Origin of the sequence: Bacillus sp. YKCMOAS1 (assembly GCF_030268125.1) — a bacterium.
GTDB classification, from domain to species: Bacteria; Bacillota; Bacilli; order Bacillales; family Bacillaceae; genus Bacillus; species Bacillus safensis.
The window spans coordinates 225,137-248,412 of the sequence record NZ_BSEI01000003.1; the positions used below are offsets into that span (position 1 = coordinate 225,137).

The following is a 23,276-nucleotide window of genomic DNA, read 5'->3' on the forward strand; positions in this document are numbered from 1 at the left end:
TTGACTACTCCTTCCCGTAAAACGATTGATATCTAGTGATAAATCGAGAGCGCTTTCCTTTTCGATTGACTGGCATGTCCAAATCATCAGTTAGTGTATGAAACAATTGTTCTGCCTCATATGCTTTTTCACTGTCATATTCAATTTCCAGTTCATAATCTGTAATGCCAAGATAGCTGCTTTGATCCAAATCCACTTTGATGCCTTTCTCAATGTAAAAGGTTGTTCGTTCAGTGACTAATAGTCCTAACAATTCTGGCTGTTGAGTGATTGTTATCGGTAAAGACGTCATGATGTTCTGTATATCTAGTTTTTGCGGTAGCTCCTCAATAGGTAATGACGTCTCTTCTCTTACTCTTTTATAGCCAGACGTTTGACTGGGGCGTTTGATTTCAAGTGTTAGTTTGCCGCTGATTTGACGGATACGTACGGTATAGCCAAATCGTTTTAATAAAAAATCTGGTGTGTCGTAATAGTAATTGAAATTAAGTACATAAGTAGGGGTATGACTTTGTATGAACATGTCATATATGTGCTGAAAATCTGCTTGTGACAACAAATATTTGTACTCCTGCTCAACCATAACTCACCTCCAAAAAGTCTTACACGACAATGTCGGATTGTTCAAGAAGCTCTTGAATGAGGACAGTACCTTTCTCTAAAGAAGTAAATGCCTGCTTTAATGAATAACAAGGCACCTTTTCCGCTAGTGCGTTAAGAAATGGTTCTAGCTCTTCGGGTGTCGGCAATGTGAAAAACGGTAATAAGAATTCATTATGTCTTCCAGGATTAATGACTGCATGCTCGTTCAGACGTTTCGCTGCTTCATGCGGAGTCATTTTAGATAGTTCTGCACCAGTTTGCCCGTGAGGTAAAAATTCAGGAAACACAATCACATCGATTTTCCCCATTGTTTTGACTTCACGTGAAAACCATTTTTCTAACTCCTCTGGATATACAAAATGATAGCTTTTATCATCCTCGTTAAATGGATGACTCGATGTTTGGAGTCTGTATGGGGTACCAAGCTTTTCAATGGCTTCAAACGAATCTTTCCGAATACTCATAGACCTCGGCCAGCCAGTTCCTGTGTACTCGGTGTTCGTATATGAAACACCGATATCATCGTTTGTGATATACCGGGCATCGGTTAATGATAATAAGGATAAGATGGTGGACGTTTTCCCTGCCCTTGATCCGCCTACTAGGACAATTCCATTTTGATTCAACTCCATCATGCCCCCATGCAAATAGATGAGTCCATCCTGATAACACAAAAGGCGAAGCAAAACTCTTATTAACCGGAGTGCATGCTGGGCTGCCCATCTGACATCTTTTGGTTCATCTATGACAATGACTTTTTTCTCTCCGTCATATAGGTAGCGGCAGCGGGGCTCCATCTTCGTTTCGTAAAAGACTTCTTCAAGTGGTATTTCTTTTTGAATTTCTTGTGCATATTTACTGGTGAAAATCGTCCAAACGTCACCTTCATGTTTTTCTGTTATTTTGCTGCAATCAATATAGGGATGCACTTTACTTATAACTAAATTCTGAACTGATTCATCTGCACCTAATACGACACGAACATCATTTTTTTGATAGCTTACATATGACAATGGATGCCACCCCTTATGATAGATTTATAAAAACAATTGCATTTTTTTCCTTCATCAACCAAAATGTAACATATATCAATCTCTTAGAAAGGAGCCGCGGCATGAATGAATTGACACTAACTGAAGTTGAAGAAAAAATCGTCCAGCTTGTCATGAATAAGTTGTCTCTCAATGAGCAGCCAGGCCGGGATGATAGTTTAAAAGCTTTAGGATTAAATTCTGTCCAAATCGTCTCTTTTGTTATTTCATTAGAGGACACCTTTCATATTGCCTTTGAAGACGAAGAATTACATCCCGACCACTTCCGCACCTTAGATCGACTCTTCACTTTGGTTAAAAACAAACTGACTAAGACGCTGTAATCACCTGTGCCATAAATAAAGAGCGGTAAAGCGAGGAGGCTTCCATCAGCTCCTCATGAGTACCGCAGCTTTGAACAGCACCGCCTTCAAGTACATAGATCATATCTGCATTTTGTATGGTCGATAATCTGTGTGCAATAACAAGCAAGGTGCCGCCCCCTTTGGCATCATCTATCCCTTGTTGAACCTTCCTTTCTGTCTGCCGATCTAGCGCGGAGGTCGCCTCATCTAATATAAGTAAATCAGCCTGTTTTAAAAGTGCTCTGGCGATAGCTAAACGCTGTCTTTGTCCTCCTGATAGGGAAATCCCCCTCTCTCCAATGACTGTATCAAAACCTTTTTCAAGCCCTTTGATGAAGGAGAGAATTTGTGCAACTTCACAAGCCTGTTCAAGTTGTTCCTCGCTCACATCATTTAATCCCATGATTAAATTCAGGCGTATAGTGTCTGGGAAAAAATAAGGTTCTTGCGGAACAACGGCTATTCGCCTTAATAAATGAGATGGATTTATCTCTGATAGATCAATCCCATTCACTAAAATTCCCCCGCTATCTGGCTGGTAAAGTCCAAGTGTGAGCTTTGAGATTGTCGATTTCCCGCTGCCGCTCGCTCCAACAATCGCCACTTTCTTTCCCTTTGGAATATGAAGATTCAAGCCGTCTAAAGCGCCTTTAGAGGTTTGTTCATAAGAAAAGCAAACATCTTCAAACATCACGTCTTCTACAGCATCTATTCGTTTTGTTCCTTTTTCTTCGTTTTCCATTTGCAGCACTTCTGCGATTCGATGAACAGATGCACGCTGCTGGAAAAATTCAAATATATACTGGAATAACTCTTGATAACTCTTCATTAATTGAGATGCATATTGGTAAATGACGACAAATAAACCGATGGACATATTTCCTGCTGCTACTTGATATGTGCCAAACACTAGAACTGATAGTATCCCAAACCATTTCAATGGCTCTGTTAAAAAAAGAAGCTTGTTTTGAAACTTACCTTCTTTCATGACACGATCCATCATTTTGTTAAATAGCTTTTCATACAAACCGATTTCCCACTTGCGTCGATCAAATGCGACAACTTCCCTCGTGGAAGAAATTCCCTCTTCTACATGCACGAATAGGTCTGATTTTCTCTCCTGCACATCTTTTGCTATGTTTGTTGCCGTTTTCGCCATTTTTTTACCGATAATGAAATAACAAGTGCTTGCAAAGAGAAGCAAGAAAAATAAGACATAACTCACAGATAGTAAAACGATAGATAAAACAACGGCCATAAAAATCGTTTGGACAATTTTCGGTATATGTAAAGCAGCCGTGACAGCAACTGTCTTTACATCTTGATTAAGCTTGTGTAAATAAAAACTAACTGGGTGAGTTTTATATGATCTCATGGATACTTGCTGAAGCTGATCTAGCATCATTTTCTGCAATGAATGGTGGATGGTCAGATAGTTTTTATGCATCACATACGGACTCGCCACAAACATCACAACATACACAAGAAATATAATGGCAAACAGCATCAAGATCTGGGAAAAATGTGGACTGATACCACTATGCAAAAGAACATCATCAATGAGCCACTTTTGCAGTCCTATCATGGCTAAATTAGCTGCTGCTTCAATCAAAACGAGTAAAAGAGCAAGGAGGAGCATCCATTTTTGCCTTGTGATTAAAAGAAACAGCCAATTTTTTCTCATGTTACACCTGCCTCCTTTTCTGAGCGGTCAGACGCTAATTGGTAAAAATGCCCCTTTTTCCTCATCAATTCATAAAAAGATCCAGTCTCTAACACACAACCATCTTTTATAAAAATAATTCTGTCAAAATGTCTGACTGTTGATAAACGGTGTGCAACTGCAATGACAGTAGAATCCTTAAATGTTTGGTGTAATGCCTGCTGGACTTTTTGCTCACTGACATTGTCAAGAGATGCTGTGGCTTCGTCGAGTAATACAACACTTGGATTTTTAGCAAATAGCCTGGCAATCGCTATTTTTTGTTTTTGCCCGCCGGAAAGTTTTAATCCCCTTTCCCCGAGTATGGTGTCGTATCCATCTTCTAATTCTTTTATAAATGAATCACAGTCTGCTTTTTTTGCGGCTTCAATGATCTGTTGATCTGAAAGACTTGTATCTCCAAAACGAATATTGTCCTTTACACTCATATTGAATAAGAACGTTTCTTGAAAAACAAATCCCATCGCACCTCTTATTTGACTAGTAGGTAAATGGCGCAAATCTACCCCATTCAGTGTAATCATCCCAGCTGAGGGATCATAAAAGCGTCCCATTAGCTTAAGAAGTGATGTTTTCCCTCCGCCGCTCGTACCGACAAGCGCTACTTTTTCACCCTTCCGAATATGTAGATTCATCCCTTTTAATAAAGGAGGATGATTTGGATAATGAAAACTGACGTCATGAAACTCGATATCGCCTTCTACATGATCAAGGTGCACCGGCTGCTGAGGCTCTCTAATATCAGGTGTTTTTTTCATAAAATGATATAAAGGCTCAATTTGAAAGGTTAATATCCGTTGTTCTGTTAAAAGTGTGACAATGGAAGTAAGCATATGCATCGCTGAAAAATAATATAGGATATATGCTACAAAACCACCTGTCGTCAGCTGTCCAGTCTTTACAAGGTGGATACCAATACCAAAAGTGGCAATAGCGCCAATATAATAAGTCAGCCTGCGATTGCTTCCTCGTAAATAGGCGAAAAACACATTTTTCTCATGATCTTGGCGCACTTTTTCATGCAGTCGTTGAATTCGTTCCATATCCCATTTCATATAGCCTAAAATTCTAAGCTCTTCCATCGAAGCAAGACTTTCGTATAATTTTGTTTGTAGCGTGCGAAAACCTTCTGCACTTTGTCTACCGTAGATTGTTGCCTTTTTTTCAAGCCATGGTCCAAAGACATAGTAGAGAATAAAACTTGGAATGATGATGAGTGTGAGAAAAATAGAAATGTTTATCATAAAGTAAAGTGAGATGGCGATAAATAATGTCTGATTGATAAATTGTGGGAAGTATCGTCTGTAAATTTCTTGTACAGCTCGTGTCTGTGTGTTAACAAAGGAGAGTGTTTCACTAACAGAATGTTGTTCGTAGTATGAGAAACCAAGTTGACGAATTTGCTGGAAGGCAGCAAATTGTGAATCTCTTGAGGCTTGTTCAATTAATTTTCTTTGCCATAAATTTCGTGCGGCGGTCAGTATAATGCCAAGTACAATTAAGCCAGTCAGTCCTAACAATAAACCATTCATTTTTGAAAAGTCTTTTGCTGGCAAAATGGTCTCAATAAAATATTGAATAAATTTAGGTATTATGAGCTCACTCAAAGTAATAACGAAACCACTCATAATAACTAGAATCACTTTACCTGTATAAGGCTTTAAGAATGAAAGTGTCCATAAATAAACACGCCATAACTGCTTTGAACCCTTGTCGATTTGTTTCAATCCATCACCAGCCTTTTGCTCTTTTTCAACAAAAAACGGAATTTTTTTACATCTTTTTCGATCCTTGTTTGGATTATATAAAATGTTTTTAGTCATGACAATGTGTAATTTGTATCATTATAACAAAAAAGACAGTGACTTCCATCACTGCCTAATCGTCCTATATTTCACTGTTATCTAGTGATACGCGTATACCACTCAGGCTCTATTTCATTAAAATAATGATGATCTTTTAGCACATTTTCTAGTCTTTCAATCATCTCATCCATTTGACCCGGATCGAATTTAATGACCCACATAATCGATGAAAAGATACTCATTGCGACATAAACAGAGTAAAGCAGCCAAAAGTCATCTGGAATGTTCCCATCAAAATATCCATTGATTTGACCAGCCGAAAAGGCTTCACTAGTTTCTCTGCTGAAAAGAGCTACTTTATAAAAATCGTGAATGGGATCTCCCCAATCAAAATTGTTAAAATCAATAACACCTGCATATTTATTATTGTTTACTATAATGTTCCCTAAATGAAAATCATCGTGCTGAAATTGATTAGGCCTGCCTTTCACAATATCTATGTGCTTTGCAATAAACTGAGCCACTTTTTCATCCCCTTCAAGGGAGATACCGCTTTCCCGATAAGCCGTTAAATATCGATGATGCTTTTTCATGACACGATCTTCCCAAGGTTCGATGTGTGATGGTGCCGGATATTTATGCATATTTCGTAAATCTTGACCTGCACTTACCCCGAGAGCATACTGCTTTTCTTCAGTTAACTGACTCATGATTTCTTTTGCTTCCTGGCCTTCTATAAACGATAAAATATAGTACACTTGCTGTTTTGCTTCTAGAACACCGATGTCCACTGGATCAGCACACTGAACACCGTGACGTCTTAATTCATATAGCAGTTCAAACTGCGTCTTTATTTTGTCATACTGGTCTTGATCTGTGAATCGAAGGACATATTTTTCACCTGATACCGTAGTCATGACCCATTTTTCATCCCGAGAATACCCTTTATCAATCTGGTCTATGCTGACCCCTTCTTTTAATAAGGGAATGTGCTGCATAAGGTCTGTTTTATTCATGGATTGATTCATCCTTCCCAGTCTCTTTTCTTCTCACTCTACCAAATATTTCATTTGAATAGAATGATCAACAATTCCTATTTATGTCGAAACTGCTTTACAATGTTTTTCCATTCTAATATAGTTAATTTATGTAAATGATAGAAAATTTGTAAAAGGGAGCGTTGCAGATGAAAGAAACGACGGATGTCCTTTCACTTTCAAGTCAAGTAAAAGATTTGGTTCTGCGTTCTTTGGATGATAGCAGCAAGGTTTCTATTGGTGCAGATGAAGAATTAACAAATCACGGTCTCGATTCGATTAAAGCAGTTTCACTCATTTTGGAATTAGAAGAGGTTTTTGATATTCAATTTGCAGATGAGGAATTACTAACAGAACACTTTTCGACAATCAATAAAATTGTTCATCAGCTGCAAAACAAGTTAGCTGATTAATCTTTTTTGCATGAAAAAAAGGCATCTCTTTAAAAGACATGCCTTTTTTGTTTAAGCAGAAGGTACATCACCCGTTGGACTAATAAGCGAGAGCGCATAATCTTCTGTAAAGATGCGTTTAGATAAATTATTCACGCCGTCTAATGTGACGTGGTTGATTTCGTCAATAATTTCATCGAGTGTCCGATGTTTACCAAGGAGCAGTTCATTTTTACCGTTTCTGCTCATCTTGCTGTTTGTGCTTTCAAGGCTGAGCATAAGGTTGCCTTTCATTTGCTCTTTAGAGTTCTCTAGTTCTTTCTGCGTGATTCCCTCACGCTTTAAGACGTCTAATGTTTGTAAGATGGTCTCAGAGAGCAGGTTTAGCTGCTTCGCTCCAGTTCCGCCATAAATCGTCAGCATTCCATTATCTGCAAACGAACTGTGATAGCTGAAGACGGAATAAGCAAGTCCTTTGTCCTCTCTTACATCTTGGAATAATCGGCTGCTCATGCTTCCGCCAAGAACATTATTTAAGACGATTAAGTCATAGATGCCTTTATCTCCCGCTGGAAGGCCATTAAAGCCCAGGCATAGGTGCGCTTGTTCCGTTTCCTTTTTGCGTGTGAGCTTGTCATAATGAAATGCTGGAGCTTCGACAGGCTGCTTTTTCCCTTTTCCTTCATAAGAGCCGAATAGCTTTTCAACCTCACGAATAAAGGTGTCATCTACGTTCCCTGCAACAGAGATCACGACGCGGTCCGGCGTGTAGAACTCATCCATATATTTTCTAAGTGAGTCTCCGTTAAAGGTAGAAAGTGTTTCCTCTGTTCCTAAAATCGGATATCCTAATGAATGTTCACCATAAATGGCTTTGCTTAATAAATCATGAACGATGTCATCAGGTGTATCCTCATACATTTTAATTTCTTCGTACACCACATTTTTTTCTTTTTTCAGCTCTTCTTCATCAAAAGCAGAGTGAAAGAACATGTCGCTTAATACATCGAGGGCGTAGCCAGCATGTGAATCAAGCACCTTTGCATAGTAGCAAGTGTATTCTTTTGATGTAAAGGCATTCACCTGACCACCAATGCGGTCAAAGGATTCTGCGATATCACGTGCAGATCTTGTCTTTGTCCCTTTAAAGAACATATGCTCTAAAAAGTGTGAGATCCCATTAATTTCAGGTGTCTCATGTCTAGAGCCTGTTCCAATCCAGACGCCAATTGCGACAGACCTTACAGTGGGATTGTTTTCGAGTACAATTCTTACTCCGTTTTGGCAAGTATACGTTTTGACCAAGTTTTGCTCCTCCTATTCAACAAACAGATCGCATCACGGATGTCTTTTTTCACTTAGGAGGTCAGAAACCGTCCCTAATTCATATCCTCTTTCCTTGATTTGAGTGATAAGTGCGTCAAGACTTTTCGCCGTTGCATCTGTTGGATGCATTAATATCATCGCCCCATTGTGAATTTTCCCAAGCACCCGCTTTTGTAAAACAGCCGGGGATGGTTTTTGCCAGTCGATGGTGTCTACTGTCCACATAATGGTTTCCATGCCTTCTTGTTTGGCAAGCTTGACTGTTTCATCTTTAAAGCTGCCGCTTGGAGGCGCAAACCATTTTGGTTTCTTCCCAAGGGATTCTTCAATTTGGCGATTTGTTTTCGTTATCTGCTCTAATGCTCGTTCTCTTGTCAGTGTGCGCATATCTGGGTGATTGTATGAATGATTTCCAATTTCATGGCCATCTGCCACGATTTTTTTAGCAAGCTCTGTGCTTTTTTTCACCCATTTGCCCTCTAAGAAAAAGGTCGCCTTTACTTGATGCTTTTCCAGCGTCTTTAACATGTTGATTAAATGCTCGTCACCCCAAGCTACGTTGATGAGGAATGCATTCATTTTTTTATCTGGATGGCCTTTATAAATTGGCTCAGCACCAAGTTCATGTAAATGAATAGATGGTTTTGTTTCATTCAAAACAAGCAGCTTTTCATCGAATGACCCCTGTTTCTTCATTTTTTCATAAGAGGCATCGATATCAACTGTCTGTCCATTTAAGCCAGGTATCTTTTTCCACACTTTATCAATCTTAGCATTTTGCGCCTTTACTTCATAGTCAGAAGACTTCGATTCAATCTCCTGATATAAAATATCTTTGGAAACAGATGCTACCTCGGCATGCTCTTTCATTGATTCAATATATGTAACAGCAGCCGGCTGCTTCATCGTTTGATATGACACGAGCAGTAAAAATACAAACACAATGAATGGTAACGTTTTTTTCAATGGTTGTCCCTCCCCTTTACCACAAATTATGATGGGGAGAAACAAGCTAGAACTATTGTTAGCGCAAGAAAAGAAAGAAGCCTGGCACGGATACCTGGCTTCTAACACATTTTATTTGATCTCATTAAGACTGCTTTTCTTCTTTTTCCTTTTCTTCACGTAAAACAGCTTTCCGAGAAAGGTTCACACGGCCTTGTTTATCGATTTCAGTGACTTTGACAAGTAATTCATCGCCAAGTTTCACAACATCTTCTACTTTGCCCACACGCTCAAGCGCAAGCTCAGAAATATGAACAAGCCCATCTTTTCCGCTGAAGATTTCAAGGAAGGCACCGAATTTTTCAATGCGTTTGACTTTACCTAGGTAAAGCTGTCCTACTTCAACTTCTCTCACAAGATCTTCAATGATTTTCTTCGCTTTTTGGTTCATATCTTCTTCTGTAGAAGAAATAAAGATTGTACCATCTTGTTCAATATCGATTTTTACACCGGTATCTTCAATGATTTTATTGATTTGTTTACCGCTTGGTCCAATAACATCGCGAATTTTATCTGGATTGATTGTCATCGTTAAGATTTTTGGTGCATAACGAGACAATTCTCCTCTAGAAGCAGGAATCGTTGACAACATGCTGTCTAGGATTTCCATTCTTCCTTTTTTTGCTTGTTGAAGAGCCTCTTCTAAGATGTCTTTTGATAGACCATCGATTTTGATGTCCATTTGAAGGGCTGTGACACCTTTTGATGTACCTGCAACTTTAAAGTCCATATCTCCAAGTGCATCTTCCATTCCTTGAATGTCTGTCAGTACTGTGTAATATTCCCCTGATTTCACAAGTCCCATTGCAATCCCTGCAACTGGTGCTTTAATTGGAACACCCGCATCCATCATCGCAAGTGTGCTTGCGCAAATACTTGCTTGTGAAGTAGACCCGTTTGATTCTAATACCTCTGAAACAAGGCGAACCGTATAAGGGAAATCTTTTTCGGATGGAATCACAGGTTCTAGTGCACGTTCACCTAGTGCGCCATGTCCAATTTCACGGCGGCCTGGACCACGCATTGGACCTGTCTCACCAACACTGAATTGCGGGAAGTTGTAATGGTGCATGAAGCGTTTTGATTCTTCAACACCTAGACCATCAAGAATTTGCACATCGCCAAGTGCACCTAATGTACAAATACTGAGCGCCTGTGTTTGTCCTCTTGTAAATAAGCCTGAACCGTGCGTTCTTGGCAGGAGTCCTACTTCTGAAGAAAGTGGACGGATTTGATCTACACCGCGTCCATCTGGACGTACTTTCTCTTCAGTGATCAGACGGCGAACTTCGTTTTTGACAAGCTTATTTAATACATCTTTCGCTTGTTTAATCGTTGCTTCGTCACGTTCTTCTGCTTCAAACTTCTCGACTACAGCTTTTTTCACAGCACTGATTGCATCCTCACGCGCATGCTTCTCATGTACTTGAATCGCTTTCAGCAGGTCTGCTTCAGCAAGGGCTTTTACTTCGTCTGCTAACGTTTGATCTACTTCATATAAAGGAATGTCGATTTTTTCTTTACCGACTGCCTTCACAATTTCTTCTTGGAATTCAATTAAGCGTTTGATTTCTTGGTGACCGTACATGATCGCTTCAAGCATTGTTTCTTCCGGTACTTCATCAGCACCAGCTTCTACCATGTTGATCGCATCTTTTGTTCCAGCAACTACAAGATTGATGTCACTTTGCTCAAGCTGCTCCACATTTGGGTTAATGATCAGCTTTCCATCCACTCGTCCTACTGTAACGCCGGCGATTGGTCCCTCAAATGGAATGTCAGACACACATAAAGCTAAAGATGAGCCAAACATTGCAGCCATTTCAGATGAGCAATCTTGATCCACACTCATGACGATGCTAATAACTTGTACTTCGTTTCTAAATCCATCTGCAAACAGCGGACGAATTGGTCTGTCAATTAAGCGGCTCGCAAGGATAGCCTTTTCACTTGGGCGGCCTTCTCTTTTAATGAAGCCGCCAGGAATTTTACCTACTGCGTATAGTCTTTCTTCGTAGTTCACAGTGAGCGGGAAGAAATCAAGTGGTTTTGGTTCTTTAGAAGCTGTTGCTGAGCTAAGCACAGCCGTATCTCCGTAGCGTACGAGGACCGCTCCGTTTGCTTGCTTTGCAAGCTGGCCAGTTTCAACAGTCAGTTGACGTCCAGCCCAGTCTATGGTGAAGACATGTTTCTCTTGTCCCATTCTGAGATAAACTCCTCTCTTATCGTAAAGTTTTAGTTAGTTCTTATTATGAACAAAATGATTTTCACATATCAATGTGAAAGCTGTATGTAGAAGGGTTTTTGCCATTCTTTCAACATTTTAACCATAAAATATTAGTGATTATACGATAAAAAAGCGGGAATCCTCCCGCTTTTTACGATTATCGACGTAAGCCTAGTTTGTTAATTAACTCACGGTAACGAGTTACGTCTTTATTACGTAGATACGTAAGAAGATTACGACGTCTACCTACCATTTTCAAAAGACCGCGACGTGAGTGGTGATCTTTCTTATGAGTACGTAAATGCTCGTTCAAGTTGTTAATTGATTCTGTTAGGACAGCGATCTGAACTTCTGGAGATCCAGTATCAGATTCGTGTGTTTTGAACTCATTAATTAATTGCGTTTTACGCTCTTGAGTAATTGCCATCCTGTTTCACCTCCAAATCATGTTAGCCCCATCTACCTCGCAACCGTCGGTGAAGTCGGTTTGCCAAGTAAGTGGTTTTAAAGCTACAGGAATAATCATACTAAAAATATGCTGAATTTGCAAATGGTAGAGCAGTTTTTCTATGATTTTTTTGTTTGTTTGAGCTGATCTTGAAAAAACTGAATCGCTTCTTCTTTATCTTGACTGATTTGAGCCGTCAGCTCCTGGATTCCGTTAAATTTTCGTTCACTGCGAATGCGCTTGAACCATTGTAATTTAATCGGCTGGCCATAGATTTCTTCGTTAAAATCAAAAAGATTTACTTCAATGGCAGGCTGATCAGGACGCTTTTCATAGAATGTTGGTTTATAGCCAACGTTGCAAACGCCGTCATATTCTTTGCCTTTCACTTCTGCTCTTACTGCATATACCCCTGTTGGCGGAATAATGTATTCAGCTGATAAGCCGACATTAGCTGTCGGAAAACCGATCGTCCGTCCGCGTTTGTCTCCATGGATGACAATACCGCGAAGCTGATAAGGTTTTCCTAATAGCTCGCTCACATATTCAACATCCCCATTTTTTAATGCGGAACGGATGAGAGTAGAGCTGACTTTTCGGTCTTGATTGGACAGCTTAGGTACAATAGTTGCCGTGATACGCCCTTTTCCGTATTCATCGAACGTTTCCATTGTGCCTGCACCAAAACGGCCAAACGTAAAATCAAACCCCGCTACTGCGTGCTTCACATTCAATTCATCCAAATATTGATCCACAAACTCTTGAGGAGATAGAGCTGCAAAGCTCTCGCTGAATTGTACGATGTATAAATAGTCAGCGCCCAGCTGCTTGATAAAATCAATTTTATCCTCAAGCGGTGTAATTAAGTCTTTTGGTTCCCGTGCCTTTTGCAAAACATGTGAAGGATGCGGATGGAATGTCATGACCGCTAAGGCCAATCCTTCTTTTTTCGCAATGCTTTTTGCTTCGTCAATGACTTTTTGATGCCCGAGGTGAACACCGTCAAAGTACCCTAAAGCCATGACAGATGGGACTTGATCCTTTTGATTCAATGTATGTGGGTGTGAAATATGTATAGTCTTCACGAGATGTCACCTTTTCTTTAAGATTGCTTGTCCTGAGATAAGATCTTCGCCGGCTTGATCAGGTTCTGTTTGGTCGGGTGCTTCATATATATCGCCAGACAACGACCTGAAGGAGCAAATACAGCGACACGATCCTCCTCTGCGAAATGAGCAAATTCATCAGGCATTGGCAGGACTGCACCGTTTTCCACTTTACTTGCTAATGTATCATTTATCTCCCATTTCGGCAAATGATTGAGCGCACGCTCGATCGGGACAAGGTGCTCATCTACAGTTCCTTCCTCGCTTATCTCTCGCAGCTCATCCAGCGTGATACATTCATCAAGTGTAAAATCACCAGATCCTGTACGAATGAGATGTGACATGTGGGCTGGAAACCCTAGTTTCTTACCGATATCAACCGCTAAAGTTCTCACATATGTTCCCTTTGAGCATAGTACGGTGAATCTAAATGACACCCTGCCATCCTCATATGTGACAGGTGTAGTCCGCTCGATACGGTGAATGGTAATTTCACGGCTTGGCCGTTCAATTTCAATGCCTTCTCTAGCATATTCATAGAGCTTTTTCCCGCCAATTTTCACAGCAGAAAACATGGGAGGAATTTGTTCAATGGTTCCTTCAAACTGCTTCAGCGCTGCATCAATGTCTTTTTCTGAGATCGGTTTTACCACTTTTTTTTCTTCTACGATCTCACCTGTCTGGTCTTCTGTTGTTGTAGAAAAACCAATCGTGATTTCTGCATCATATGTTTTCGATTTATCTGTTAAGTATTCTACAATCTTCGTTGCTCTTCCGATACAAATAGGCAGAACACCTGAAACCTCTGGGTCGAGGGTGCCTGTATGTCCTACTTTTTTTGTATGCAAAATTTTTCTTACCTTAAACACACAGTCGTGAGAGGTCATACCTCTTTCTTTATGTAATAAAAGAACACCATTTATCATCTGCGTTCTCTCCTTTCATAAACGATGAAAAAGGACAGACGATCATCGCCTATCCTTATTTCAACGTCTTATTCGTGATCTTTTGTGTTTAATTCAGCAATCAGGCTTTCAATCCGGTTTCCGTAATCCACGGATTCATCGAATTCAAAATGCAGTTCTGGTGTTTTGCGAAGTCTAATTCGATTGCCAATTTCAGAGCGGATGTACCCTTTAGCCTTTGCAAGGCCTTTTAAGGTTTCCTCTCTTTTCTTCTCGTCGCCAAGAACAGAAATGTAGACTTTGGCAATTTGCAAATCACCGGATACTTCGACATCGGTTACAGTCAAAAAGCCGATTCTTGGATCTTTTAGCTTTCTGCCTAGAATGTCGCCCAATTCTTTTTTCATTTGCTCACCCACACGGGTTGCTCTCATACTCATGATCTTATCACCTCTAATTAAAACCACTCAGTTTTCGTGATCGTTCGTTCAATTTCTGGAAAAGAATCGATAAAGCTTAATACACGCTGAAGTTCCTTTTCCACTTGAACCCGAGATGAGGAAATCACGGCGATTCCAATTGATGTACGCTGCCATGTATCCTGGTAATCCATTTCAGCAATGGTTACATTGAATTTATGACGCGTTCTTGTCAATATACGCTGAAGAACCGCACGTTTTTCCTTCAGTGAGGATGCATCATAGATCATGCACTCACATTCGGTATAACCGATCATTTTCTTTCGATTTCTTGCATAACGAATGATTCCATAACATCACCTTCACGGATATCATTGTATTTCTTAATGGTAATACCACATTCATAGCCTTGTGAAACTTCTTTCACATCATCTTTAAATCGTTTTAATACGTCAACTTCGCCTTCGAAAATAACGACGCCGTCACGGATTAAGCGGATTCCGCTATCTCTTGTAATCGTTCCTTCAGTTACATAGCCACCCGCAATTGTACCGATTTTAGATACTTTGAACGTTTGACGAACTTCAACTTGACCGATGACTTTTTCTTCATATTCAGGGTCAAGCATTCCTTTCATCGCTGCTTCAATTTCATCGATGACTTTATAGATAATACGGTGCAAGCGAATATCAACGTTTTCAGTCTCAGCTGTGCTCTTCGCATTTCCATCAGGACGTACGTTAAAGCCGATCACGATGGCATTAGAAGCACTTGCTAAAATGATATCTGATTCTGTAATCGCTCCAACACCCGTATGGATGATTTTCACTTTTACGCCTTCGACTTCAATTTTTTGTAGAGCTGCCGTTAATGCTTCAGCAGAGCCTTGCACGTCTGCTTTCACGATCAAGTTAATATCTTTTACGTCACCTTGTTTGATTTGCTCAAATAGGTCGTCTAGAGATAATTTTGCTTTGTCTGAACGCTGTTCGTCCAGCTGTTTAGAAGCACGCGCCTCACCAACTTGACGAGCTGTTTTTTCATCTTTGAATACGAGGAACTGATCCCCTGCATTCGGTACATCGTTTAAACCAGTGATTTCAACAGGTGTAGATGGTCCTGCTGTTTTCACACGGCGGCCGATATCATTGACCATTGCACGTACACGGCCAAATGTATTTCCGACAACGATTGGGTCACCTACTTGAAGGGTACCTGTTTGAACAAGAAGGGTTGCAACAGAACCTCTTCCTTTATCAAGCTCAGCCTCGATAACAGTCCCTTTTGCCGCACGATTTGGGTTGGCTTTCAATTCTGCTACTTCGCTGACAAGAAGGATCATTTCGATCAATTCGTCAATGCCTTCACCTGTTTTTGCAGATAGTGGCACGAAGATCGTTTCCCCGCCCCAAGCTTCTGGTACAAGACCATGCTCAGTTAATTCCTGCATCACGCGGTCAGGGTTTGCTGTTGGTTTGTCAATTTTATTGACAGCGACAATGATTGGCACTTCTGCCGCTTTCGCATGGTTAATCGCTTCAATTGTTTGCGGCATGACACCATCATCTGCTGCAACAACCAGAATTGTCGTATCGGTTACTTCGGCACCACGTGCACGCATCGTTGTAAATGCTGCGTGTCCAGGTGTATCAAGGAACGTAATTTTTTTGCCGTTTTCTTCGATTTGGTATGCACCGATATGCTGCGTAATTCCACCTGCTTCGCCTTCGACGACTTTTGTCTTACGAATGCTGTCAAGAAGAGTTGTTTTCCCGTGGTCAACGTGTCCCATGATCGTTACAACTGGAGGGCGTACTTGCATATCTTCTTCTTTATCTTCAACTTCATACTTTTCAAGTTCAGTTTCTTCTAAAATAATGACTTCCTCTACTGGAACACCATATTCAGAAGCGATTAATTCAACTGTATCTTTGTCAAGTTCTTGGTTGATCGTTGCCATAACACCAAGCATCATCAGCTTTTTGATGATTTCAGCTGTTTCTTTTCCAAGCTCATCAGCCAGCTGGCCGACGGTCATTGAATTTGTAAATTCAATTTTTTCAGGAAGCTCTTTTTTAGGCTTCACAGGTCTAGCTTGCTGATGCTGCGGTTTGTTATTTCCACCGCGTTTATTTTTGTTTTTATTTTGGTTGTTGTTTTTTTTGTTTTTATTAAATTGATTATTCTGCACGTCATTCTTCTTTCTATCATTGTTTTTGTTAGATGATTGTTTTTTTTGTTCTGCGGGTTTCTCGTTAGCTGTCTCTTTTGCTTTGGCTTTTTTATAGATAGCGTCTAGCTTTTTCACAGTGTCGTCTTCAAGCGTCGCCATGTGGTTGTTCACTTCCACATTCATATCCTTAAGCGCTGCTATAATATCTTTACTTGAAACATCTATGGCTTTTGCGTATTCATATACTCTCACTTTAGCCATTCGTTCACCCCCAAATAAATTAATCGAGCAAGCTTATGAGCTTCTTAGCGAAGCCTTGGTCAGTGACAGCGACAACTACGCGAGCTTCTTTCCCAATAGAACGTCCGAGAACGGAACGGTCTTCAACTTTTCTAACCGGAACATTATAAAATTTGCATTTGTCAGATACCTTTTTTTCTGTGTTAGGTGAGGCATCTGCTGCAAGAAGAACCAGCTTGGCACGCGCATGTCTAATTTCTTTGATCACCAGATCTTCTCCTGACACGACTTTACGAGCTCGATTTGCTAGACCAAGCAAAGGATACCATTCAGATTCATTCATTAGGTTTTTTCACCTTTTCAGCTAGTTCTAGTAATTCTTCAAATATGTGTTCGTCAATCTGTGTCTGAAATTGCTGCTGTAAACTGCGTTTGTTCTTTGCCGCAAGAATGGTTTCTTTATCGAGAGAAAGGTAAGCTCCGCGTCCGTTCATTTTTCCGGTAGCGTCAACAGACACTTCTCCTTCTTTCGAACGAACAACACGGATCAGTTCTTTCTTTGGTTTCATTTCTCCCGTCACGACGCATTTTCTAAGCGGGATTTTTTTTCGGCTTTTCACCTTTTATATCACCTCTTATTCGTCAGATTCCTCAGCTACTGGTTCAGCCTCTAAGAAAAGAGATTCAGAGTCTTCAGTTCTTGGGAAAATACCGAGTTCCCTTGCATCTGTTTCGCTTTTAATGTCAATTTTCCAGCTGGTCAGCTTTGCTGCAAGACGAGCATTTTGACCTCTTTTACCAATCGCTAATGACAGCTGATAATCAGGGACAATGACTGTTGTCGCCTTGTCTTCTTCATTCACAATGACATCAAGTACTTTTGATGGACTCAGCGCATTGGCAACAAATTCAACCGGGTCATTAGACCAATGGACAATGTCAATTTTTTCGCCTTTTAGCTCATTGACAATTGCTTGTACACGCTGACCTTTTGGTCCAACACAGGAGCCAACTGGATCAACATCAGGATCATCTGTACGAACAGATATTTTAGAACGGTCTCCAGCTTCTCTAGCAACCGATTTAAGCTCTACAGTACCATCATAAATTTCTGGTACTTCAATTTCAAATAAACGCTTTAAAAGACCTGGATGTGTTCTAGACACATAAATTTGTGGTCCTTTTGTTGTTTTTTCTACTTTTGTAATGAACACTTTAATGCGGTCATGCGGTTTGTATTCTTCATTTGGCATTTGTTCATTAACAGGAAGAAGGGCTTCGATTTTGCCAAGTGACACGTAAATAAATTTACTGTCAATTCGCTGAACGATTCCCGTCATGATGTCTTCCTCGCGGTCGATGAACTCAGTGTAGATCACACCACGCTCTGCTTCTCTCACTCGCTGCGTCACAACTTGTTTCGCTGTCTGAGCTGCAATGCGTCCGAAGTCTTTTGGTGTGACTTCAATCTCAACGACGTCACCCACCATGTAATTCGGGTTAATATTGGCTGCATCATCTACAGAGATTTCAAGGCGAGAATCATACACTTCATCTACAACATCTTTTCTTGCGAACACACGAATCGTTCCCGTTTCGCGGTTTAAATCAACACGAACATTTTGTGCTTGATTAAAATTACGCTTATATGCAGAAATGAGTGCAGCTTCTATCGCTTCAATTATAATTTCTTTACTAATACCCTTCTCTTTCTCAAGAACAGTCAGGGCATCTAACAACTCACTACTCATTTTTATGGTTCCCCCTTATATCAATGAAAAGGTTAATTGAACGAAACTGCTAATCTTGCGTTAGCTATTTTTTCGTATGGAATATTGATCTCTTTCTTTCTTGTCTTGATCTTCACTGTCACTGTTGCAATCTCACCATCAAAGCTTGTAAGCTCACCTTCAAATGCTTTTTCACCATCAATTGGTTCATATGTTTTCATGAAAACATTTTTTCCAAGTGCTTTTTCAAAATCAGCTTTTTTCTTTAATGGGCGCTCCGCTCCAGGAGAGGACACTTCAAGAAAGTAGTTTTGGCTAATCGGATCTGCCTCATCAAGCTTTTCGCTCAAGGCTTCGCTCACTTTGGCACACTCTTCGATATCGACACCTTTATCAGAGTCAATAAACACGCGAAGGAACCAGTTTTGACCCTCTTTGACAAATTCAACATCAACGAGTTCAAGCTGTAAGCCATCTAAAATTGGCTGCACCATTTCGCTTACGACATCCACTACTTTTTTGCTCATTCTCTTCCTCCTTGTGCTTTCGATAAACGCTCTTATCAATCATTCTGCATAAAAACCCTGCTTTATGTGAGCAGGGGGAGCAGAAAACGGATGAATAATGTCGAGACAAAAATTGCCTGTTCAATACAAAAGAGCGGGTTTCCCCACTCTTGTCTCGGTAATCGTTAGCATTTCCATAAAAACTATACCATATCCAATTTTTTTATGCAAATGAAGTTCCTCCTTATAATAGGTACTCGTTCATCGATTACTACAGCATGTTCACTACGATTAATACCTCTCTCTTCCTTTATATATGAATGGAAACCACTCTGAACAGAAGGGGCTGGTCATAATGTAGCTGTAAGCAGTGAGCGAAGAACAGAGCTCACTATGAAAGAAAGTAGCATCTACACTAAGTCATTTCTATTTCGAAAAAACATTTTGTATGACACAGAATGGTTATTCATATAGAAGAAAAGAGTATAGCAGTGAACGGATAACCTCCACGCGAAAGAAAAAACCATGTTTATATGACGTTATTTATCCAGACTGTTTAATAAGCCATGCATGTAAAAGTAATGGCGCTTTCTGTGCTGAACTGCTATATTGACCTGGAACCTGTCTTAACGTTTGTTGTAAATTTTCATTTCCTATTAACGATAAAAATTCCATACTAAATGGGCTAAATCCTCCAATTATAGAAGTACCAATCTTATACATCATATCTTTTCTAGTTTTGGTCATATAGGTGAGTAACTGCTCGAACTCAGATAATGTCAATGAGGCGTGATATTGATCATATAAATACAGCTCTTCTTCTTTGTTCTGAACTGAACTCAATCCACTTTCTATACTATCTCGATTTAAATCAACTATATAAATAATCGATTCATTTGATAAATAAGGTATTAACTGTTCTAATAATGCTAAAGGATCTTCAAATAGCCCAAAACACAGATGTATTAAAATTACATCATAACTTTTCGCATGTGATGAAAAATTTTTGATATCTGTACAAATAAAATTAGCTTTTATATTCAATTTATTTGCACAATGTATGGCTTCTTCAGATGAATCAATTCCAGTCAAATCAGCTAGAGGTAATTGCTTAGATACATACTCAAGCATCTGCCCTTGTCCACATCCTATATCTAAAATAGAGGCAGGTGTTTTTTTGAATGTTAGTTGATAATAAGAAATCAAAGTTTCAGCTGATAGACATCGAGTAAATGGTGTTTCTCGATTATCATAATTTGAACTTATTTTTCTTTTTTCTGGATCCAAAAACCATGACTGAGCCAGAGCTCTTTTTTCTTTAAGCTCTTTCATCTTTTCTTGTATTATCACAGGGTTTACCACCTTTATTAAAGCCTCACCAATCAGTTTCAGATAATACGGGAGGCTTCGTTTTGAAGTTCTTTATTTTGAGAGGTTGAAAAAAATGAATGAACAGATTATGTGAAATATGAAATGCTATTGCTGCTAGAATACCGAATGTTAAGTATGATATAACTGTGATTAATGTAAAAAGCGACATATAAGCAATAGACTTAACACCGCCTATTGGTATATGCAGCAAGATAAATCCTATTGAACTGATACAGAAAGATACTGCTGCAGATTCCACAAAATTTGTTATTAATAATAACGGAAGAAAGAACCGCCAAATCAATTCTTCTGATAGAGCAGTTAATGGAAGAAAAAAGATTGAATCAACATTGACAACATATCTGCCTCTAAATGCAACAACTTTGTTTTTTAATTTCCATATAACTGACGGTAATAGGATACCTAATAAAAAGAAGAATAAAATACCATATACATTTTGTTTATGAGAAATTTCAGCTAAGAGCTCTTGAGAAAATGCTCCACAGCATATAGAAGCTCCAATAATCGTGAATCCATCATAGCTCCTCTGAGGAGTGATATATGTTATTAACTTTCGATCGGATATTGGTTTATCTCTTTTGATTTTGATAACCATTTTTGAGCTTAAGGGACCCAAAAAGTGAATGAGGATCCCTAAAGCTGCTACCATTGAAATCATCTATTTAAGTACCCGCAATCAATGTATAAATTGGGGCATCATCTACTCCATTAAATCCACCAATCAGTTCCATTAACTCATCATCGATAAACCCTCCGAATGGTCGACTATTAAGCTTCTGTGCAGTAGATAGCAAAATCATATTTTGCATGACATGTCCTGCCTCCATAAAAACGAAGCGATAAGAACGATGTCCATATTTAAATCGAGAACGCCAAAAATTAGCTGAAATGACTACAGCAAATGCAAAATCTTGAACGGATTCTTCTTGTAGCATTATTTTCTCAAATTCTTTTTCAGAGTAATCACCCATTTTAGTCAATCCTTTTCTATACGGATCGAAATGATAAACACCTTTGTCTAAAGAATCCACTTTGTTGGCTACAATAAATAGATCTAGAGGATAGAGTGCCCCGCCAGATGGTATGGGGCGTCTAGGTCCTTCTTTACGCTCTACCAATCCATAACTCTTCTGTAAAACTGTTGAGAGTTGTTCTAATGAAACACTCCCCCCGCTAAAATAATCTGCACTTCTTCGTCCCTTAATGACATCGTCTAAAGAAATATTTGTATTTAATGGTTTAGGTAGTGAAATTAAAGGTAGATCATCAAACCTTTTACTTGCATGTGTAGCAATCTTTTGCAAAGTTTGAGATCGAAGCAGCCCTGCAACACCAGGTGCGTCCCATGCCATTGAGCCTCTATAGATTTTTGTTGCCTCAAACCAATTTTCAGAAGGATCATCAAACCGTAATGCTTCGTTTCCATACACAACATCAGCCAAATTAGTAGCATGTCTTTCAATACTATTCATATATTTAATCACCTTTCTACGATATTAAGGAAATGGATGCGGAATTGGATTCAGTTCTTCTAACTTAAAAGGTTTATCTACTAAACCTAAATGATAAGAATGTTTTAAAATTCGTTCTCCGCCCAACATTCTACCTCTATAAAGAACGTCAATCGGTTTATATCCAGGAATAATTGATTTTACGACATAGGCACCAGCATCTTTTATATCAGGGCTGGTTAAATCAAAAGTTGCCACATGATATCCTTGGTTTGATAAATGACTGACAAGGTTAGTCCATAAAATGTCTGGAGAACGATCATCAAACGGTGCATAGTCTTTAACGTCCACTAACTTCTCACTCGCTGTTAAAAAATCAGCTTCTTTCACAATAGCTGTTCCCGCATAGAGTTTAATATGATCTTCAAAACTGTTAATATCACGATAATAATCTACATCCACTAAGGCGTTCCCTAATCGTTGTTCTGTTTTCACCCAAGTTCTTGTATACATTCCCTCTATTGCAGCTTTTTCACATGCTCTTTCAATTGAATGAGCAGAGGCAGCGCCAATAGCAAATGGAGCTAAATCTGTATGAGGATTTCTTATTACTGCCAAAATAGTAGGAACACCAGAAAAAATGCTCATGTCTACTAAATGCAAATCAAGAGAAGTAGGTTTAATATATCTTTCATAGAAATGTTTTAATCTAGGGGAAGTATTAATATCAATCTTGGGTAAACTTAACTTATTGTACCAAGTGAGCATAAATGCATCTCTTTCAATTGTTTCAAATAAACCTGAGATTGCCGCTTCTTGATATGTAATACCACAAGCTAGTCCATTACTAGTTGCATGACCAATATTGGGGTCTCCTGGCCACTCAGTATAGTTTGCAATATGAATTAATTGAGCAGGCGTCCAAACTTCTTCATTATTTTCAGCAATATGACCTTTTCTCCACCATAATTTTGTATCTTCATTCCATCTATCATGAGGGAAATTCGGATCTTCATATTGAGTGACAGCATACATCTCCCACTTATCAAAACCAATTACTGATTTGCCTTCTTTGATTAAGTCCTTTTGGGTACCAAAACATACAACATCAGAGTTTAAAGGTAAATAAGCGGCACTATATCTTTCCACCGTTTCACCTATTGCTGCTAATCTGGCTGCAGCTGGATTAGCAGATCCTCCCCCATTATAAGAATTCGATGGGACCCCGAATAAAATATTACTGTCTGTACCATGCGCTCCATATGAATGACCCCATATATCATCAACGTCTCTGAGTTTTCTATACTCTCTACGGACTATCCCAACATAAGGATCTGCCAATTGGTCGAGTATTTCCCATGACTCTTCTAACGTTGTCCATTTATTAGCCAT

24 protein-coding genes are annotated in these 23,276 nt (G+C 39.4%); 2 read left to right on the forward strand and 22 right to left on the reverse strand.

Annotated features, from left to right (window positions below):
* Nucleotides 1-4: 4 nt before the first annotated feature.
* Nucleotides 5-583, reverse strand: a complete 579-nt coding sequence (locus tag QSJ46_RS10200) for a CYTH domain-containing protein (protein ID WP_107163680.1) — start codon at nucleotides 581-583, stop codon at nucleotides 5-7.
* Nucleotides 584-602: 19 nt separating this feature from the next.
* Nucleotides 603-1,616, reverse strand: a complete 1,014-nt coding sequence (locus QSJ46_RS10205; RefSeq protein ID WP_285604689.1) for a hypothetical protein — start codon at nucleotides 1,614-1,616, stop codon at nucleotides 603-605.
* A gap of 101 nt (nucleotides 1,617-1,717) precedes the next feature.
* Between QSJ46_RS10205 and QSJ46_RS10210 the strand changes: the two genes are divergently transcribed.
* Nucleotides 1,718-1,978, forward strand: coding sequence for an acyl carrier protein (locus QSJ46_RS10210; protein ID WP_165585039.1), 261 nt, complete (start codon nucleotides 1,718-1,720; stop codon nucleotides 1,976-1,978).
* On the opposite strand, the gene QSJ46_RS10215 is transcribed toward QSJ46_RS10210, so the two are convergent.
* The 3 genes from QSJ46_RS10215 to QSJ46_RS10225 all read right to left on the reverse strand — a co-directional run bounded on the left by QSJ46_RS10215 (nucleotide 1,965) and on the right by QSJ46_RS10225 (nucleotide 6,543).
* Nucleotides 1,965-3,683, reverse strand: a complete 1,719-nt coding sequence (locus QSJ46_RS10215; protein ID WP_285604690.1) for an ABC transporter ATP-binding protein — start codon at nucleotides 3,681-3,683, stop codon at nucleotides 1,965-1,967. The genes QSJ46_RS10210 and QSJ46_RS10215 overlap by 14 nt on opposite strands.
* Nucleotides 3,680-5,449 (reverse strand): ABC transporter ATP-binding protein, encoded by a 1,770-nt coding sequence (locus QSJ46_RS10220; protein WP_285604691.1) that lies wholly within the window; start codon nucleotides 5,447-5,449, stop codon nucleotides 3,680-3,682. The genes QSJ46_RS10215 and QSJ46_RS10220 overlap by 4 nt, the downstream gene beginning before the upstream one ends.
* A gap of 173 nt (nucleotides 5,450-5,622) precedes the next feature.
* Complete coding sequence (locus QSJ46_RS10225) at nucleotides 5,623-6,543, reverse strand: aminoglycoside phosphotransferase family protein (RefSeq protein ID WP_269773510.1); 921 nt, start codon at nucleotides 6,541-6,543, stop codon at nucleotides 5,623-5,625.
* A gap of 170 nt (nucleotides 6,544-6,713) precedes the next feature.
* Between QSJ46_RS10225 and QSJ46_RS10230 the strand changes: the two genes are divergently transcribed.
* The gene (locus QSJ46_RS10230) at nucleotides 6,714-6,977 is read left to right on the forward strand and encodes an acyl carrier protein (RefSeq protein ID WP_048654556.1); all 264 of its coding nucleotides are present in this window, start codon (nucleotides 6,714-6,716) and stop codon (nucleotides 6,975-6,977) included.
* Between the two features lie 51 nt (nucleotides 6,978-7,028).
* Here the strand turns inward: QSJ46_RS10230 and QSJ46_RS10235 are convergent, their stop codons facing one another.
* The 17 genes from QSJ46_RS10235 to QSJ46_RS10315 all read right to left on the reverse strand — a co-directional run bounded on the left by QSJ46_RS10235 (nucleotide 7,029) and on the right by QSJ46_RS10315 (nucleotide 23,276).
* Nucleotides 7,029-8,261 (reverse strand): M16 family metallopeptidase, encoded by a 1,233-nt coding sequence (locus QSJ46_RS10235; RefSeq protein WP_285604692.1) that lies wholly within the window; start codon nucleotides 8,259-8,261, stop codon nucleotides 7,029-7,031.
* Between the two features lie 33 nt (nucleotides 8,262-8,294).
* Nucleotides 8,295-9,248 carry a polysaccharide deacetylase family protein gene (locus QSJ46_RS10240; protein ID WP_047202193.1) on the reverse strand — a complete coding sequence of 318 codons (954 nt, stop codon included), beginning with the start codon at nucleotides 9,246-9,248 and terminating at the stop codon, nucleotides 8,295-8,297.
* A 124-nt stretch (nucleotides 9,249-9,372) separates the two neighbouring features.
* Nucleotides 9,373-11,490 carry a polyribonucleotide nucleotidyltransferase gene (pnp, locus tag QSJ46_RS10245; protein ID WP_024424134.1) on the reverse strand — a complete coding sequence of 706 codons (2,118 nt, stop codon included), beginning with the start codon at nucleotides 11,488-11,490 and terminating at the stop codon, nucleotides 9,373-9,375.
* Between the two features lie 181 nt (nucleotides 11,491-11,671).
* On the reverse strand, nucleotides 11,672-11,941 hold the full coding sequence (rpsO, locus tag QSJ46_RS10250) for a 30S ribosomal protein S15 (protein ID WP_008354438.1): 270 nt from the start codon (nucleotides 11,939-11,941) through the stop codon (nucleotides 11,672-11,674).
* A gap of 140 nt (nucleotides 11,942-12,081) precedes the next feature.
* On the reverse strand, nucleotides 12,082-13,047 hold the full coding sequence (gene ribF, locus QSJ46_RS10255) for a bifunctional riboflavin kinase/FAD synthetase (RefSeq protein ID WP_047202192.1): 966 nt from the start codon (nucleotides 13,045-13,047) through the stop codon (nucleotides 12,082-12,084).
* Nucleotides 13,048-13,064: 17 nt separating this feature from the next.
* The gene (gene truB / locus QSJ46_RS10260; protein WP_285604693.1) at nucleotides 13,065-13,994 is read right to left on the reverse strand and encodes a tRNA pseudouridine(55) synthase TruB; all 930 of its coding nucleotides are present in this window, start codon (nucleotides 13,992-13,994) and stop codon (nucleotides 13,065-13,067) included.
* Nucleotides 13,995-14,062: 68 nt separating this feature from the next.
* Complete coding sequence (gene rbfA, locus QSJ46_RS10265) at nucleotides 14,063-14,413, reverse strand: 30S ribosome-binding factor RbfA (RefSeq protein ID WP_007499525.1); 351 nt, start codon at nucleotides 14,411-14,413, stop codon at nucleotides 14,063-14,065.
* A gap of 17 nt (nucleotides 14,414-14,430) precedes the next feature.
* Nucleotides 14,431-14,709, reverse strand: a complete 279-nt coding sequence (locus tag QSJ46_RS10270) for a DUF503 domain-containing protein (RefSeq protein ID WP_024424137.1) — start codon at nucleotides 14,707-14,709, stop codon at nucleotides 14,431-14,433.
* Nucleotides 14,706-16,826, reverse strand: coding sequence for a translation initiation factor IF-2 (infB, locus tag QSJ46_RS10275; protein WP_047202190.1), 2,121 nt, complete (start codon nucleotides 16,824-16,826; stop codon nucleotides 14,706-14,708). Before infB ends, QSJ46_RS10270 begins: the two co-directional genes overlap by 4 nt.
* Before the next feature lie 19 nt (nucleotides 16,827-16,845).
* Complete coding sequence (locus QSJ46_RS10280) at nucleotides 16,846-17,148, reverse strand: YlxQ family RNA-binding protein (protein WP_039178647.1); 303 nt, start codon at nucleotides 17,146-17,148, stop codon at nucleotides 16,846-16,848.
* Nucleotides 17,141-17,425 (reverse strand): RNase P modulator RnpM, encoded by a 285-nt coding sequence (gene rnpM / locus QSJ46_RS10285; protein WP_024424139.1) that lies wholly within the window; start codon nucleotides 17,423-17,425, stop codon nucleotides 17,141-17,143. The genes QSJ46_RS10280 and rnpM overlap by 8 nt, the downstream gene beginning before the upstream one ends.
* A 15-nt stretch (nucleotides 17,426-17,440) precedes the next feature.
* Nucleotides 17,441-18,556: a transcription termination factor NusA gene (nusA, locus tag QSJ46_RS10290; protein ID WP_024424140.1), complete on the reverse strand. Its 1,116-nt coding sequence runs from the start codon at nucleotides 18,554-18,556 to the stop codon at nucleotides 17,441-17,443.
* A 32-nt stretch (nucleotides 18,557-18,588) separates the two neighbouring features.
* Nucleotides 18,589-19,062 (reverse strand): ribosome maturation factor RimP, encoded by a 474-nt coding sequence (rimP, locus tag QSJ46_RS10295; RefSeq protein WP_003211398.1) that lies wholly within the window; start codon nucleotides 19,060-19,062, stop codon nucleotides 18,589-18,591.
* A gap of 522 nt (nucleotides 19,063-19,584) precedes the next feature.
* Nucleotides 19,585-20,391, reverse strand: a complete 807-nt coding sequence (locus QSJ46_RS10300) for a class I SAM-dependent methyltransferase (protein WP_047202189.1) — start codon at nucleotides 20,389-20,391, stop codon at nucleotides 19,585-19,587.
* Between the two features lie 25 nt (nucleotides 20,392-20,416).
* Nucleotides 20,417-21,082 (reverse strand): CPBP family intramembrane glutamic endopeptidase, encoded by a 666-nt coding sequence (locus QSJ46_RS10305; RefSeq protein ID WP_224928282.1) that lies wholly within the window; start codon nucleotides 21,080-21,082, stop codon nucleotides 20,417-20,419.
* 13 nt (nucleotides 21,083-21,095) lie between these two features.
* Nucleotides 21,096-21,905, reverse strand: a complete 810-nt coding sequence (locus tag QSJ46_RS10310) for a SagB/ThcOx family dehydrogenase (protein WP_285604694.1) — start codon at nucleotides 21,903-21,905, stop codon at nucleotides 21,096-21,098.
* A gap of 24 nt (nucleotides 21,906-21,929) precedes the next feature.
* A complete protein-coding gene (locus tag QSJ46_RS10315; RefSeq protein ID WP_047202186.1) occupies nucleotides 21,930-23,276 on the reverse strand; it encodes a YcaO-like family protein in 1,347 nt (448 codons plus the stop codon).

Excerpts from the sequence above, each read along its gene's own strand:
- QSJ46_RS10200 (WP_107163680.1), bottom strand. The coding sequence starts at position 583 with ATGGTTGAGCAGGAGTACAAATATTTGTTGTCACAAGCAGATTTTCAG.
- pnp (WP_024424134.1), bottom strand. The coding sequence starts at position 11,490 with ATGGGACAAGAGAAACATGTCTTCACCATAGACTGGGCTGGACGTCAA.
- QSJ46_RS10225 (WP_269773510.1), bottom strand. The coding sequence starts at position 6,543 with ATGAATAAAACAGACCTTATGCAGCACATTCCCTTATTAAAAGAAGGG.
- rpsO (WP_008354438.1), bottom strand. The coding sequence starts at position 11,941 with ATGGCAATTACTCAAGAGCGTAAAACGCAATTAATTAATGAGTTCAAA.
- rimP (WP_003211398.1), bottom strand. The coding sequence starts at position 19,062 with ATGAGCAAAAAAGTAGTGGATGTCGTAAGCGAAATGGTGCAGCCAATT.
- QSJ46_RS10310 (WP_285604694.1), bottom strand. The coding sequence starts at position 21,905 with ATGAATAGTATTGAAAGACATGCTACTAATTTGGCTGATGTTGTGTAT.
- nusA (WP_024424140.1), bottom strand. The coding sequence starts at position 18,556 with ATGAGTAGTGAGTTGTTAGATGCCCTGACTGTTCTTGAGAAAGAGAAG.
- QSJ46_RS10215 (WP_285604690.1), bottom strand. The coding sequence starts at position 3,683 with ATGAGAAAAAATTGGCTGTTTCTTTTAATCACAAGGCAAAAATGGATG.
- infB (WP_047202190.1), bottom strand. The coding sequence starts at position 16,826 with ATGGCTAAAGTGAGAGTATATGAATACGCAAAAGCCATAGATGTTTCA.
- QSJ46_RS10230 (WP_048654556.1), top strand. The coding sequence starts at position 6,714 with ATGAAAGAAACGACGGATGTCCTTTCACTTTCAAGTCAAGTAAAAGAT.
- QSJ46_RS10280 (WP_039178647.1), bottom strand. The coding sequence starts at position 17,148 with ATGAATGAATCTGAATGGTATCCTTTGCTTGGTCTAGCAAATCGAGCT.
- truB (WP_285604693.1), bottom strand. The coding sequence starts at position 13,994 with ATGATAAATGGTGTTCTTTTATTACATAAAGAAAGAGGTATGACCTCT.
- QSJ46_RS10210 (WP_165585039.1), top strand. The coding sequence starts at position 1,718 with ATGAATGAATTGACACTAACTGAAGTTGAAGAAAAAATCGTCCAGCTT.
- QSJ46_RS10270 (WP_024424137.1), bottom strand. The coding sequence starts at position 14,709 with ATGATCGGTTATACCGAATGTGAGTGCATGATCTATGATGCATCCTCA.
- QSJ46_RS10315 (WP_047202186.1), bottom strand. The coding sequence starts at position 23,276 with ATGGCTAATAAATGGACAACGTTAGAAGAGTCATGGGAAATACTCGAC.
- rbfA (WP_007499525.1), bottom strand. The coding sequence starts at position 14,413 with ATGAGTATGAGAGCAACCCGTGTGGGTGAGCAAATGAAAAAAGAATTG.
- QSJ46_RS10305 (WP_224928282.1), bottom strand. The coding sequence starts at position 21,082 with ATGGTAGCAGCTTTAGGGATCCTCATTCACTTTTTGGGTCCCTTAAGC.